Annotated in this window: 14 protein-coding genes and 1 pseudogene; 3 read left to right on the top strand and 12 right to left on the bottom strand. The window is 57.7% G+C overall.

The features are described from left to right. Positions 1-639, top strand: a pseudogene (locus tag QVF11_RS25490) (hypothetical protein); the annotation flags it as partial. Between the two features lie 19 nt (positions 640-658). Here the strand turns inward: QVF11_RS25490 and QVF11_RS25485 are convergent. The 4 genes from QVF11_RS25485 to QVF11_RS25470 are packed head-to-tail and all read right to left on the bottom strand — an operon-like array spanning position 659 to position 3,723. After that, on the bottom strand, positions 659-1,342 hold the full coding sequence (locus QVF11_RS25485) for an amino acid ABC transporter permease (protein WP_287860304.1): 684 nt from the start codon (positions 1,340-1,342) through the stop codon (positions 659-661). Next, positions 1,332-2,084: an amino acid ABC transporter permease gene (locus QVF11_RS25480; RefSeq protein WP_167492821.1), complete on the bottom strand. Its 753-nt coding sequence runs from the start codon at positions 2,082-2,084 to the stop codon at positions 1,332-1,334. The genes QVF11_RS25485 and QVF11_RS25480 overlap by 11 nt, the downstream gene beginning before the upstream one ends. Continuing rightward, positions 2,081-2,899, bottom strand: a complete 819-nt coding sequence (locus QVF11_RS25475; RefSeq protein ID WP_112214055.1) for an amino acid ABC transporter ATP-binding protein — start codon at positions 2,897-2,899, stop codon at positions 2,081-2,083. The genes QVF11_RS25480 and QVF11_RS25475 overlap by 4 nt, the downstream gene beginning before the upstream one ends. 14 nt (positions 2,900-2,913) lie before the next feature. Next, a complete protein-coding gene (locus tag QVF11_RS25470; protein ID WP_110273847.1) occupies positions 2,914-3,723 on the bottom strand; it encodes an ABC transporter substrate-binding protein in 810 nt (269 codons plus the stop codon). 663 nt (positions 3,724-4,386) lie between these two features. Between QVF11_RS25470 and QVF11_RS25465 the strand changes: the two genes are divergently transcribed. Further along, entirely contained in the window at positions 4,387-4,563 is a 177-nt protein-coding gene (locus tag QVF11_RS25465) for a hypothetical protein (protein ID WP_287860316.1), read from the top strand. A 107-nt stretch (positions 4,564-4,670) separates the two neighbouring features. On the opposite strand, the gene QVF11_RS25460 is transcribed toward QVF11_RS25465, so the two are convergent. Genes QVF11_RS25460 through QVF11_RS25440 form a run of 5 tightly spaced genes read right to left on the bottom strand, consistent with a single transcriptional unit; the run spans position 4,671 to position 9,192 of the window. Further along, positions 4,671-5,366, bottom strand: a complete 696-nt coding sequence (locus QVF11_RS25460) for an ABC transporter ATP-binding protein (protein ID WP_287860299.1) — start codon at positions 5,364-5,366, stop codon at positions 4,671-4,673. Next, positions 5,359-6,141, bottom strand: a complete 783-nt coding sequence (locus tag QVF11_RS25455) for an ABC transporter ATP-binding protein (RefSeq protein ID WP_287860297.1) — start codon at positions 6,139-6,141, stop codon at positions 5,359-5,361. Before QVF11_RS25455 ends, QVF11_RS25460 begins: the two co-directional genes overlap by 8 nt. Beyond that, complete coding sequence (locus QVF11_RS25450; protein WP_142512237.1) at positions 6,128-7,177, bottom strand: branched-chain amino acid ABC transporter permease; 1,050 nt, start codon at positions 7,175-7,177, stop codon at positions 6,128-6,130. Before QVF11_RS25450 ends, QVF11_RS25455 begins: the two co-directional genes overlap by 14 nt. Further along, positions 7,177-8,076 (bottom strand): branched-chain amino acid ABC transporter permease, encoded by a 900-nt coding sequence (locus QVF11_RS25445; RefSeq protein WP_112214060.1) that lies wholly within the window; start codon positions 8,074-8,076, stop codon positions 7,177-7,179. The genes QVF11_RS25450 and QVF11_RS25445 overlap by 1 nt, the downstream gene beginning before the upstream one ends. Before the next feature lie 9 nt (positions 8,077-8,085). Continuing rightward, a complete protein-coding gene (locus QVF11_RS25440) occupies positions 8,086-9,192 on the bottom strand; it encodes an ABC transporter substrate-binding protein (protein ID WP_287860292.1) in 1,107 nt (368 codons plus the stop codon). Here QVF11_RS25440 and QVF11_RS25435 point away from each other — a divergent pair. Next, the gene (locus QVF11_RS25435; RefSeq protein WP_287860289.1) at positions 9,185-9,328 is read left to right on the top strand and encodes a hypothetical protein; all 144 of its coding nucleotides are present in this window, start codon (positions 9,185-9,187) and stop codon (positions 9,326-9,328) included. The two genes, QVF11_RS25440 and QVF11_RS25435, sit on opposite strands and share 8 nt — an antisense overlap. 260 nt (positions 9,329-9,588) lie before the next feature. Here the strand turns inward: QVF11_RS25435 and eutC are convergent, their stop codons facing one another. The 3 genes from eutC to eat are packed head-to-tail and all read right to left on the bottom strand — an operon-like array spanning position 9,589 to position 13,141. Further along, positions 9,589-10,365 (bottom strand): ethanolamine ammonia-lyase subunit EutC, encoded by a 777-nt coding sequence (eutC, locus tag QVF11_RS25430; RefSeq protein ID WP_287860286.1) that lies wholly within the window; start codon positions 10,363-10,365, stop codon positions 9,589-9,591. After that, positions 10,362-11,750: an ethanolamine ammonia-lyase subunit EutB gene (locus QVF11_RS25425; RefSeq protein WP_287860284.1), complete on the bottom strand. Its 1,389-nt coding sequence runs from the start codon at positions 11,748-11,750 to the stop codon at positions 10,362-10,364. Before QVF11_RS25425 ends, eutC begins: the two co-directional genes overlap by 4 nt. Positions 11,751-11,761: 11 nt before the next feature. Then, complete coding sequence (gene eat, locus QVF11_RS25420) at positions 11,762-13,141, bottom strand: ethanolamine permease (RefSeq protein WP_142512233.1); 1,380 nt, start codon at positions 13,139-13,141, stop codon at positions 11,762-11,764. Positions 13,142-13,190: the final 49 nt, after the last annotated feature.

Genomic DNA, 13,190 nt, shown 5'->3' with positions numbered 1-13,190 from the left:
CTCCAGATGACAAACATGATCTCATATCAGGGACTTGTTCGCACCTTCCCTAACGCACACGGGATTGCCGTGAATTCAGGGAGAGGTTTGTGGAGTTTACCGGTTTCAAACTCCCTGGTTATCAAACCCCGCGAATTCAGCATCAGTATCACCTCTGACGACTACAGCAATGCGCCAGTCCGCGAGGGTTACGTTGGTAGCAGCCAGCCGTCGCTGGACTTTAACTATATCGTCACCACCAGTGGTAAAACTGCCGCCGACGAGGTACAGATAAAAGTCACTGGGCCAACGGAGATAGTCAACGGGCGTCCGCACTGTATTTTCAGTTCCACGGAGCCGGTGGATAGAGTGCCGTTTCCGGCAACGCTCTCCTTTATGACCCAAGACGGCAAAACAAAAACTTACGACGTGGGTTGCGACGGCAACTGGCGGGATATGACGGATGCGCTATGGCTAAATTCCGCATGGACGGATATCTCAGGCCTGCCCGGCGTAATGGATAAGGCGACGGTGAAGTTCTCGATTCTGATGAATGACATTATCTCGACGCGAACGCTGGGTCGCCACAGCGGCTGGTACGGCGAAGTGAACGCCTCGGGCGAAGTCCACGTTAAAGCGACGTGGCGCGATATCAACTAACCGCGCCACGTCGAATGATTTACTCGGCCGCTCTCGCATACCGACGATTCGCCAGCAGACTCAGGCCGCAGCACAGCAGATAATAGACCGCTCCGGTAAAGACGAAAATCGCCAGCGGATATATCTGCACCCGGTTATTGACCTGTCCGGCGACGGTGGTCAGTTCCGGTACGTTGACGATAAAGGCCAGCGAGGTGTCTTTAAGCAGGCCGATAAATATCCCGACCAGCGATGGCTGAACGTTACGTAAAGCCTGTGGTAGTAAGATCAGGCGAAGCGTCTGTCCGGGAGCAAACCCCTGTGTTAGCGCGGCTTCATACTGCCCGTGGGGCAGCGATTGCAGCCCCGCCAGCACCGAGTGCATCACCGAGGCGGCGGTAAACCACGCCAGCGCCACCGTGACGGTCACCGCTCCCGGCAGGTCGCTACCGGTGAGCATCGGTAGCAGATACCACAGCCAGAAAATCACGAAAATCAGCGGGATGCCGCGAATAATCTCCGCCCACAGAAATAATAATCGCCGCACAATCCCGTCATAGCGCCAGGCGATACCCGCCAACAGCACCCCGCCGGGCAGCGCCAGCGCGGCGGCGCCGATAGCCATCAGCAGTGTTAACACCACGCCGCCGGGAATACCGTCCGCCAGTCGTCCCCACAGCAGATAGTCGAGGTTATCGACAATCACCGCCAGATTAGCGTTCATACCCGGCTCTCCTTTGCTGATGTTTTCCCGGACCGAAACGCGTCAGCGCCACGCCCATGACCACGCCAAGCGCCAGATACAGTACGGTGCCGACGGCAAAGGCCTCCAGCGCATGCGCGTTGTAACTCTCAATTTGCCGCACCTGATAGGTGAGTTCGGCAAAGCCGATTCCGCTCGCCAGCGAAGAGAGCTTCATCAGGTTCAAATACTGGCCGATAATCGGCTGCCAGGCGTTCGCCAGTCCCTGCGGCAGCAGAATGTGGCGCAGTTCCTGCCAGGGTGTGAACCCCTGAGACAGCGCTGCTTCCCGCTGACCATGGCTAACGGCACGTAATCCGGAGGCGATCTCCTCAATCAGAAACGCCGAGGTAAAGACCCCAAGCCCCCACATCGAGCAGAGAAACTCTGGCGTCAGCCACCAGACGTTGCCCGGCAGAATCGACCAGCTGTGATCGTCATTGATAAAATCCCGCGCCCCAAGCGGCAGCAGATTCCAGGCGGCGAAATACCAGAACAGCAGTTGGACCAGCAGCGGCGTATTGCGAAACAGCGAAACCCAGGCCGCCACCAGCCAGCGTCCGGGCCGACCGCCGCCGAGGCGCAGCGCCAGCAGCAAGATAGCCAGCGCGGTCGCCAGAATCATCCCGGCGACGCTAACCCAGACGGTGGTGAGAAAACCGGAGATTATCCATTGCAGCGGCTGCCCGCTCAGCACGCCGTGCCAGTCGAGATGCGGGATCACGCCTCACTCTCCTGGTGCAACGGGTCGAGCACCTTTTGCAGAAAACGACGGGTGCGAGCGTGCTGCGGTCGGGCGAAGAACTCGGCCGGCGGCGCGACTTCGAGAATATCGCCGCCGTCGATAAATACCACCCGATCGGCAATCTCGCGGGCGAACTGCATCTCGTGCGTCACTACCACCATGGTGATCCCGCTGTGGGCGAGGGTTTTCATCACCTGCAAGACTTCGCCAATCATCTCCGGATCCAAAGCCGATGTGGGTTCATCGAACAGAATGATCTGCGGTGAAGAGGCGAGGGCGCGGGCGATAGCTACCCGCTGCTGCTGACCGCCGGAGAGCTGGGCCGGCATCTGCTGCGCTTTATCTTCGAGACCAACCTGTTTGAGCAGCTCTAACGCGCGTTCGCGGGCGGCACTTTTGTCCCAGCCGTGAACCCGCTCCAGCGCGAGGCTGATATTCTCCTGCGCCGTCAGGTGGGCGTAGAGATTAAACTGCTGAAAGACAAAGCCGACCCGGCTGCGCAACTGGCGCAGGGCGCTGCCGGTGAGCTGGCGCGTCGGTTTGCCGTCAATTAAAATCTCGCCGCCGCTAAGGGATTCAAGCTGGTTGATCAGGCGGATCAGGGTTGATTTGCCCGATCCAGAAGGGCCGAGGATTGCCACCACTTCGCCGGGTTCGACCTGCAAATTAACGCCGTTCAGTACCCGGTGATCTCCGTAGCTTTTGGCGACATCGCGGAACTCAATACTGGCGCGTTGCAGATGCGAAAAATCCGCGGACGATGCCGCGGAGCGTGAAAATAGAGCCGATAACATAATGTATTTTCTGCTTATTTAGCTTCGATAGTAAAGGCGCGCGGCTGCGGGGTTTTGGTGCTCGGGCCAAACCAGACGTCGTAAATTTTGGCGGCTTCGCCGGATTTCTCCAGATTTACCAGCTCGTCGTTCACCGCTTTCAGCAGGGCCGGTTCGCCTTTCTTCACGCCAACGCCTATCTCTTCTTTGCTCAGCAGGTCAGGAATGATTTTGAAGTTCGCCTTGTCCGGCGCTTCCGCCAGCAGCCCGGCGAGAATGGTGCTGTCCTGAGTGATCGCCTGCACGTTACCGTTGCGCAGGGCGGTCAGCGCAAGCGGAATATCGTCATAAGAGAGCACACGTGACTGCGGGAAACGCTGATGCAGCGCCTGCTCACCGGTGGTGCCTTTTACCGCGCCGATGCGTGCTTTGCTGTAATCATCAAGTTTATCCGCTGATTTGGCCGGGACGAGGAACTGCTGGCCGGTCACGAAGTATGGCGTTGAGAAATCAATCACCTGTGCGCGTTCCGGGGTGATGGTGATGTCGGCGACGATCAGATCGGCCTTACCCGATTGCAGCAGCGGAATGCGGTTAGCCGGGTTAGTGGCGACCAGCTCCAGCTTCACGCCGAGAGATTTGGCCAGCGCTTCGGCGAAGTCCACGTCGTAGCCGACGATTTTATGCGTTTTCGGATCTACCGAGCCGAAAGGCGGGTTGGCGTCGAAGGTGGCGACTTTGACCACCCCGGCGGCTTTGATATCAGCTAATTGGTCGGCCTGAGCCTGCGCGGCGAGCACCAGAATGCCCAGCGCCAGCGCGATTTTTGTTTTTGCAATGCGCATAATTTATCCCCTGAATCCCTGTTTTGTTTTGTGTTAATCACGCTCCCACAAATTGACCGTCTGCGGCAAAGAAGAAAAAGTTCTTATCTATAACGAAAAAGAACTTAACAAAATTGTGGATATTGTTTATCCGGCTCTGTGCTACCAAACTGGGGACAAGTAGCCCGGACAGGTGCGTAGCACCGCCTCCGGGACGGTGTAGAAGTGTTCCGTTCACCACTATCACGCAGAAAATGTCTCACCGTGGTACGTGAACGGGTAAAGGGGGAGAAAACCGTCTCCCCCTTTACAATCCCCGCGGTCCCGCAAAGAAATCGGTGCTGCGCACTGCGCTCACCTCCCGGTCCTCAGCCTGCGGTCGGCTCAACTCGACATTACTCGTCCCATCCCTGGGACTCGCCCCTACGGGGCCAGAGCATCGCTGCATATCACGTCGTTTCAGAGGCATATCCGCAGCGGCATGAAAATCTCCCGGAGGCGGCGCTTGACGCGCCTGTCCGGGCTACCAGGCGTGTAGCCCGGATAAGACGTTTACGTCGCAATCCGGGAAAGGCCCGCAATATGCGTCCCGCAGAATTACAAATCAGGAATTGATATTTCCCGCCCGCCGTCAACTGTGGTTGAAATAGACGCAAGCAAAACGCTTCCCGACGGAGGAGAAAAATGAAAGTGGCACTATGGCAACGCATCACGGGCTGGCTGGCTTCTTTATCCAGCGGTGAAGCCGGGCAGCAGGATACCCAACGCATGATGGAGGCGATATTACCGGTCGCCAGTCTCTACGGAATCGACCTCGGTAACGTGGAAACAAGGTGGTTTCGCCATGATAAAACATACTGAGCGGCGCAGGACGCGTGAAGCCTACTGGAATGAGGTGTGCTTTGTGTAGCGCGAGGCTGTTTGCGGTTGCGGCGACGCAGGAAGCGATGCCGCAGCCCTGAACAGCTTTATCCCCCCAGATACATCCGCTTGATTTCCGGATTCACCAGCACCTCCGGGGCCGGGCCGGAAAGCATAATCTTCCCATTTTCCAGCACATAGGCGCGATCGGCGATAGTCAACGCCGCCGTGGCGTTCTGTTCTACCAGCAGCACGGTAATATTCTCCTCCCGCAGCAGCTTAATCGTCGCGAACAGCTCACCGACAATTTTCGGCGCCAGCCCGAGGCTCGGTTCATCAAGCATCAGTAAAACCGGTTCGCTCATTAACGCTCTGGCGATAGCCAGCATCTGCTGCTCGCCGCCGCTCATGGTGCCCGCCATCTGATTACGCCGTTCTTTCAGGCGGGGAAACAGGCTGTACATCCGATCGCGCAGGCGGGTAAATCCGGCGAGATTGTTGTAAGCCCCCATGCGCAGATTTTCTTCGATGGTCAGATTGGTGAAGATGCGCCGCCCTTCGGGGACCAGCGCCAGCCCCTTGCGTACAATTTGATGCGTCTGGCTGCGGGAAATATCCTCATTGAGAAAATTAACGCGCCCCGTGGAGCGCACCAGGTTGACGATGCCGTTGAGGGTTGAGGTTTTCCCCGCGCCGTTGCTGCCGATTAAGGTCACGATCTCCCGGTCGAAAATATCAATATCAACACCTTTCAGTCCCTGAATAACGCCGTAAAACACTTTTAACTCGCGCGCGCTAAGCATAACGGACGTCCCCCAGGTAAGCGGAAATCACCTCCGGATCCTCAATGGCTTCGGACATCAGGCCGCTAAACAGCGGTTTGCCGTACTCCAGCACCATCACCCGTTCGCACAGCTTGTTGACGAACGGCATGTCGTGCTCAATCAGCAGCACGCTGAGCTGGTAGTCGTCACGCATACGGAAGATCAGGTCCGCCAGATCTTCCGTCTCTTTCGGGTTCATCCCGGCGGCAGGTTCGTCGAGCAGCAATAACTTAGGCGATGTCGCCAGCGCGCGGGCGATCTCAACCTTACGCTGGTTGCCGTAGCTGAGGTTGGTGGCCTGCATATCGGCAAAATGGGCGATGCCGATATCGTCCAGAATCGCCATCGCCTTGGCTTTCGCCGCTCGTTCAGCGGGGAAATAGCGGCCAATATGCAGCGCCGCTTCCAGCAGTGAATAGCGGCTGGCGCTATCAAGGCCGACCATCACGTTTTCTAATACCGTCATCGAGTTAAACAGGCGGATATTCTGAAAGGTGCGGGCGATCCCGGCGTTGACCACCCGGTTCGGCTTCAGCCCTTTCAACGACTTCCCCGCCAGGGTCACGCTGCCGCTGGTCGGTTTATAGTTGGCGGTGATGACGTTGAACATGGTGGTTTTCCCCGCGCCGTTGGGGCCAATCAGGCCAAAAATTTCCGCCTCGTCGACGTGGAAACTGACGTTATCGATGGCCCGCAGCCCACCGAACTGCATGGTGATGTCCTGCACCTGCAAAATGACCTTATTTTGCGCCATAGCTGCGGCTCCTTTTGCCCACCTGCCAAATCTCTTTTTTGCCCAGAAGACCTTCGCGGGCGAACAGCATGATGATCAGCAGCAGCAGCGAGAACACCACCATTCTCAGTCCCGGATACGCCCCGAGATCGTGACCGAAGAACTGGAGCGGCTGGTCGAGAAAGCGCAGCCACTCGCCGCTGCCGACTACCAGCACGGTGCCGAGCAGCGCGCCGGTGGTGCTGCCCAGGCCGCCGAGCACGATAATAATCAGCAACTGGAAGGTGAGCATAAAGTCGAACAGGTTCGGCGATATGGTGGTCAGCAGCGATGCCAGCAGGCCGCCGCCGATCCCTTCGAAAAAGGCGCTGGTGGCAAAAGCACAGGTTTTAATCCGAAACGTGTTTACCCCCATGGCGATGGCGGCGTCTTCATCGTCGCGCACCGCTTTCATCATTCGCCCGTATTTTGACCACACCAGTTGCAAAATCATCCCGGTCGCCAGTAGAGCAAACAGTCCGCACCAGAACAGCAGATGCGGCTGCTGGGGGATATCGTTGAGGCCAATCGCGCCGTTGGTGATCTGCGGATTGTTAATGGCGAGGATTTTTATAATAAAGCCGAAGCCGAGGGTGACGATCGCCAGGTAGTCGCCGCGCACGCGGAATACCGGGAAGGCAAGGCACACCGCCAGCGCCGCCGCGCACAGGCCGCTGATAAGCAACGCGGGCAGGAAACTGGCGTGCAGCACGAGGATCCACGGGCTGGGGGCGGCCATCTCAAACATATCCAGCTTGCTGTCGCTGGAAAGGATCAGCAGAGCGGTGACGTAAGCGCCAACCGCCACAAAGCCGTTAGGCTCCAGCGACAGCTGGCCGGTGACGCCGTTGATCAGGTTGTAGCTGACCGCGAGGATCATAAAGACAAAAATGGTGCTGATGACGCGAATAATATAGTCGTTGAAGACCACGTTAATCCCGGTCAGCAGCGCAATGCAGATAACAATAATGACCAGGTTGCGCAGCTGCGCCCCGGCGGTCGTTGTCGCGTTGAGCATCAGAAACGGCTCCTTTCCAGACGTTCATCGCCCATAATGCCAACCGGGCGGAATAAGAGGACCAAAATCAAGAACATAAAGGCGAAGGCGTCTTTGTAGCCGCCCAGTTCGGGGAATAGCGCAACCGCGACCACTTCGGTAAAACCGAGAATAAAACCACCTAATACCGCGCCGGTGACGCTGCCTATTCCGCCAAGCACCGCGGCGGCGAAGGCTTTCAGGCCAATCAACACGCCCATCAGCGGGTCGATGGTCGGATAGCTAATCGAGTAGAACACCCCGCCCAGCGCCGCGAGGCTGCTGCCGAGAGCAAACACCAGCGAGATAATACGGTTGGCGTCGATGCCCATCAGACGCACGGTATTGACGTCGAAAGCCACCGCGCGGATCGCCATTCCGTAGCGAGTGCGGTACAGCAGCCAGAGGATCGCCAACAGCAGCAGAACGGTAATCAGCGGTACGATCCACGCCACGTTGGTGATAATGACGTCACCAAAGGCGCGGGTATTGTTGAAGAATTCCGGCGCGGCGAAAAAGCGCGAGCTGCCGCCAAACAGCACGTTGAACAGGTTTTCGAGAAAGAAGCTGACGCCAATGGCGGTGATCAGCATCGAGATTTTTGATGCCTGGCGCAGAGGACGGTAGGCCACCCGGTCGATCAGCATTCCGAACAGGCCGCACAGCGCGAGGGTCAGGAAAACTGCTACCCCGAAGGGTAGCCCAATAGAAGAAAATAAAAACAGGGTGGTAAACGCCCCGACCATCATGACGTCCGCATGGGCGAAGTTGATCAGGCGCAGCACCCCATAAACCATCGTATAACCGATGGCAATCAGGGCGTACATGCCCCCGAGGCTCATTCCATTGACCACTTGCTGGAGAAAAATGGCACCATCCATCTGATATCCTTAAGGATTGACTACGGTACGGAACGCCAGCTTGCCATCTTTCACTTCGTTGATGACCGCGCTGCGGATAGCGTCGCCGTTTTGCAACGTCAGGGTGCCGGTCACGCCCTGGAAGTCCTTGGTGGCGCGAATTTTTTCGTTAACACAAACCCGGTCATGCGGGTCGCTGCACTGGTTCATGGCGTTGATAATGACGTTATACGCATCCGCCGCCATTGCGCCCCAGGTATGGGTCGGCTGCTGATATTTCGCTTCCCAGGCTTTGATAAACACTTCGCCCGCTGGCGTTTGCTCTTTGGCGTTCGGCGAGTAGTAATCGGTGGTCATATAGCCGTTAACCGCATCTTTGCCGACGTCAAAAAAGACCTGATCCGCCGCCAGACCGTCGCCGCCGACCACCGGTTTGCTCAGCCCCAGCTGTTTCGCCTGCACGGCGATAAGCGCCCCTTCGGTGTAGTAAATCGGCATATAAATCATGTCGACGTTCTTCGCTTTCACGCTGGCCAACTGGGCTTTAAAATCTTTGCTGCCGCCGGGGGCCTGAACTTCGATAGGGATGGTGCCGCCGTTTTTCAGGAACTGAGTGCGGAAGGCCTTCGCCAGGCCGACGGAGTAGTCGTTGCTGCTGTCGAAGACGATGGCGGCGGTTTTGGCTTTCAGGTCGCGGGAGGCGAGGTTTGCGCCAACCACGCCCTGGAAGCTGTCGGAGAAGCAGACCCGGCTAACGTAAGGGTGGTTGCGGGTGACGCGGTCGTTGGTGGCGGTCGAGGAGACCAGCGGCGTTTTACTGTCGTCGGCGATTTTGGTCATCGCCAGGGTATTGGAGGAGGTGACTTCGCCGATCACCGCGTCGACTTTATCGCTGGAAACCAGGCGCTGCATGGCGTTAGCGGCTTCGACCTTGTCGCTCTTATCGTCAATCACAATAAGCTTAACGGTATCGCCATTTTTTAATGTCGGGGTAATGCTCTGAATAATATCCAGCCCTTTTTGTGATGGCTGCCCGTAGCCGCTCAGCGCACCGCTCAGCGGCAATACTACGCCGATTTTAATTTCAGCTGCCTGCACGCTATTTGCACCGACCAACGCGGCAACCAGCGTGGCCATTAAAGACGCTTTCCCGGAAAATTTTTTCATTTTTACCTCACCGTCGGTCGATTATTTATCTTTAACCATCAATGACTGCATAACATTGAGAAATAATTCGCCACATGAGTTGGCGAATTATTGGCTGTTATTTTGAATAGATAACGAGATATATTTGGTATACAGATTTACCTTACAACGTTTGTTTCATTTTTACTCATGCAATATTCTTATTACCTACAGGGGAAGGATATGAGAGTGATGACAAAACTATTTTGGCTACGGCGCTCGCAATTTGCCGGGTGGCGGCTGACGCCTTACCCGGCCTACAAAACCCGCAATTTCAGCACGTGCCAGAATATAATATTCAGCTGCGCCAGGAATATTAAAAATCTATTCTTCTGCTCGCGTGGCCAATTATTTTAATTGGCTCAAAGGTTTTATTTTTCCATGCAGTGCCGGATTATCGCTTTCATCTTTCAGGCGCACCCCGGTTAGCCGCCGTAAAAAGGCTTGCTCCAGCAACCAGGCCAGCTTAAATGCGGCGGCATCATAGCTCAGCCCCTCCGGGCGAATATTGGAAATACAGTTACGCTCCGACTCCAGCCGCTGACGATGCGGCTGCCAGGTTAAATAAACGCCAAGGCTATCCGGCGAAGAGAGCCCCGGCCGCTCGCCAATCAGAATCGCTACCGCTCTGGCCTTCAGCGTTTCACCAATATCATCGCCCAGCGCCACCCGCGACTGGTGCGCGAGCACCACCGGAGCAAGGCTCAATCCAAGCGTTTCCAGATAGGGGAGAAGGGCACGGATCAGCGGCAGCGCCTGGCGCTGTACGGCGTATGACGACAGCCCGTCGCCAACCACTACTAGCAGGTCGGCGGGACGCACGCCGCTGGCGGCCAGGTCAGCGCGCCTCGCATCGTTCAGGCGGCGCCCCAGATCCGGGCGATTTAGATAAACATGACGATCGCTGGCGGCGCTGTGGACGGTCAGCGAAGAGAGGCCCAAATCCGCCAGCGGCTGTTCTAACTGGTCGCTGGCGAAGGGCTGGTGGATGGCGTCGCGCGCCCTGGCGTGAGCGAGGCCGAAATTGAGCACTTCTCGGGTCGGCAGGCTCGCGCCGCTACGGCCCAGCGCAATCCGCGCATCGGTAAATTCACGCAGCGGGTTCCAGGCGTCGGGAGGATTCATACAGGTTCTCCTTGCGGCAGGACGGAAAGTAGCGGATGGCGGGCGTCGGTCAGACGCAGCGCGCCGTGGCGGTCAATAATCTGCATCTTCGCCAGCCAGTCAGCAAACTCCGGCGCATGTTTTAAACCCAGCAGGCGGCGGGCGTAGAGGGCATCGTGAAACGAGGTGCTTTGATAGTTGAGCATAATATCGTCAGCCCCCGGTACGCCGATCAGGAAGGTCAGTCCGGCGGTGCACAGCAGCGTCAGCAGGGTATCCATATCGTCCTGATCTGCTTCAGCGTGGTTGGTGTAGCAGACGTCGCAGCCGATAGGCAGCCCCATCAGCTTGCCGCAGAAATGGTCTTCCAGCCCGGCGCGGATAATCTGCTTGCCATCGTAGAGATATTCCGGGCCGATAAAGCCCACTACCGTATTGACCAGCAGCGGCTCGAAATGGCGGGCGACGGCATAGGCGCGGGCTTCGCAGGTCTGCTGGTCAACGCCGTGATGGGCATTGGCGGAAAGACAGCTGCCCTGACCGGTTTCAAAGTACATCACATTGTTGCCGAGCGTGCCGCGATTAAGGCTGAGCGCCGCTTCCCGGGCCTCTTGCAGCAGCGCCAGATTAATGCCGAAACCGCTATTGGCGGCCTCGGTCCCGGCCACCGACTGAAACACCAGATCCACCGGCGCGCCGCGTTCGATCAGCTGTAAGGTGTTGGTGACGTGGGTCAAAATGCACGACTGGGTGGGGATAGCGAAGCGCTGAATAATATCGTCGAGCATATGGTTAAGCTGCGCCAGAACCGGCAGGCTGTCGCTGGCCGGATTAATGCCGATCACCGCATCCCCCGCGCCGTACAGTAGGCCGTCGAGCATACTGGCGGCGATCCCTTTCATATCATCGGTGGGGTGATTCGGCTGCAGGCGCACGCTGAGATGCCCCGGCAGGCCAATAGTGTTGCGAAAGCGCGTGACGACCCGGCACTTGCTGGCGGCGAGGATCAGATCCTGGTTACGCATCAGCTTGCTGACCGCTGCTGCCATCTCCGGGGTTATCGCCCTTGCGACCTGGCGTAGTGCCGCTTCGTCGGTGGCATCATCGAGCAGCCAGTCGCGAAAATCGCCGACCGTCAGATGGCGAATCGCCGCAAAGCCCCAGCTGTCGTGGGTATCGAGTATCAGCCGGGTCACTTCATCCTGCTCGTAGGGAATCAGCGGATTAGCGAGAATTTCCGTCAATGGCACCTCCGCCAGCGCCATTTTTGCCGCCATCCGCTCTTCGGCAGACTCAGCGATAACCCCCGCCAGCGCGTCGCCGGAACGCGCTGGGGAGGCTTTCGCCATCAGTGTCTTCAGACTATCAAAACGCCATACCTGGCCCGATAGCGTGGTTTTATACATATGTCGGCTCCTCAGGATACGGTGCGCAGCTGCGGATCTACCGCCGCGCGCTGGCGGGCACCTGCGGTCTTGCGAAACCACAGATAGCCGCCGAGCATCATGGCGGCGAAAATCAGTGCCAGCAGCGGGTTGTACCAGACCATCGCCACCAGGCAGAGTACCGCCATCGCCAGGGCAAAGGCCGGTGCCCATGGATAGAGCGGCGCGCGGAACGGGCGAATCAGCTTCGGCTCGCTGCGGCGCAGTTTAAACAGTGCCGCCATCGAGGTGATATACATAACAATAGCGCCAAATACCGACATCGTGACGATGCAGGCGGTCAGCGGCATCCCGCTAATGGTGATCAGCGAATCAGAGAAGATGGCGGCGATACCGACCACGCCGCCGGCGAGGATCGCCAGATGCGGGGTGCGGGTACGGCGGTTCAGCGTTGCCAGGCTGGCGGGAAGATAGCCCGCGCGTGCCAGGGAGTATATCTGTCGTGAGTAGCCCATGATAATCCCGTGGAACGACGCCACCAGGCCGAACAGCCCCAGCCACACCAGCATATGTAGCCAGCCGCTGCTGTTGCCAACCACCATTTTCATCGCCTGCGGCAGCGGGTCGTTGATATTGGACAGCGTACGCCAGTCGCCGACGCCCCCGGCAAAAATCATGACGCCAATTGCCAGTACGGTCAGGGTCAGAATGCCGCCGCCCAACGCCCGGGGAATGGTGCGCTGCGGGTCTTTGGCCTCTTCGGCGGCCATCGATGCGCCTTCAATCGCCAGAAAGAACCAGATAGCAAATGGGATCGCGGCAAACATGCCCGGTAGCGCCAGGCCGCTGAAGCTCTCCGCGCCCGCCCAGCCGTTAGCGGTAAAGTGACTCCAGGAGAAGCCCGGCGCAACCACGCCCATAAACACCAGCAGCTCGAAGATGGCCAGCAGGGTGACCACCAGCTCAAAGGTGGCGGCAATGCCGACGCCGAGAATATTCAGCGTCATAAATATGAGGTAAGCGCCGCAGGCCACCCATTTCGGGTCCAGCGCCGGAAACTGTACGTTAAGGTAGGCGCCGATAGCCATGGCAATGGCGGGCGGGGCAAAGACAAACTCAATCAGGGTCGCAAAACCTGCAATAAAACCGCCGGTCGGGCCGAAAGCACGGTAGGCGTAGGCAAAAGGCCCACCCGCATGCGGAATAGCGGTGGTCAGTTCGGTAAAGCTAAAAATAAAGGCGCAGTACATGGCGGCAATCGCCAGCGCGACAATCATAAAGCCCAACGTCCCGGCCTGGGACCAGCCGTAGCTCCAGCCGAAATACTCCCCGGAAATAACCAGCCCAACGGCAATCCCCCATAAGCGGAAACTGCCGAGCGTTCTTTTTAGCGTTGTGGTTTGCTCTGTCATGTTTGTTGCCTCGCCAGATAAAGTTATCCAGTGACTGCAAAGAGAGTGC

The sequence above is a fragment of the Klebsiella sp. genome (assembly GCF_027492335.1).
Lineage (GTDB): Bacteria > Pseudomonadota > Gammaproteobacteria > Enterobacterales > Enterobacteriaceae > Klebsiella > Klebsiella huaxiensis.
Note: the sequence above shows the minus strand (reverse complement) of the source record. Positions and strands in the feature narration are given on the sequence as shown.

Bases quoted from the DNA above. Each gene is read 5' to 3' on its own strand.
- QVF11_RS25485 (WP_287860304.1), bottom strand. From the start codon at position 1,342: ATGAACGCTAATCTGGCGGTGATTGTCGATAACCTCGACTATCTGCTG.
- QVF11_RS25470 (WP_110273847.1), bottom strand. From the start codon at position 3,723: ATGCGCATTGCAAAAACAAAAATCGCGCTGGCGCTGGGCATTCTGGTG.
- QVF11_RS25455 (WP_287860297.1), bottom strand. From the start codon at position 6,141: ATGGCGCAAAATAAGGTCATTTTGCAGGTGCAGGACATCACCATGCAG.
- QVF11_RS25475 (WP_112214055.1), bottom strand. From the start codon at position 2,899: ATGTTATCGGCTCTATTTTCACGCTCCGCGGCATCGTCCGCGGATTTT.
- QVF11_RS25465 (WP_287860316.1), top strand. From the start codon at position 4,387: ATGAAAGTGGCACTATGGCAACGCATCACGGGCTGGCTGGCTTCTTTA.
- QVF11_RS25450 (WP_142512237.1), bottom strand. From the start codon at position 7,177: ATGCTCAACGCGACAACGACCGCCGGGGCGCAGCTGCGCAACCTGGTC.
- QVF11_RS25460 (WP_287860299.1), bottom strand. From the start codon at position 5,366: ATGCTTAGCGCGCGCGAGTTAAAAGTGTTTTACGGCGTTATTCAGGGA.
- eutC (WP_287860286.1), bottom strand. From the start codon at position 10,365: ATGAATCCTCCCGACGCCTGGAACCCGCTGCGTGAATTTACCGATGCG.
- eat (WP_142512233.1), bottom strand. From the start codon at position 13,141: ATGACAGAGCAAACCACAACGCTAAAAAGAACGCTCGGCAGTTTCCGC.
- QVF11_RS25440 (WP_287860292.1), bottom strand. From the start codon at position 9,192: ATGGCCACGCTGGTTGCCGCGTTGGTCGGTGCAAATAGCGTGCAGGCA.
- QVF11_RS25425 (WP_287860284.1), bottom strand. From the start codon at position 11,750: ATGTATAAAACCACGCTATCGGGCCAGGTATGGCGTTTTGATAGTCTG.
- QVF11_RS25445 (WP_112214060.1), bottom strand. From the start codon at position 8,076: ATGGATGGTGCCATTTTTCTCCAGCAAGTGGTCAATGGAATGAGCCTC.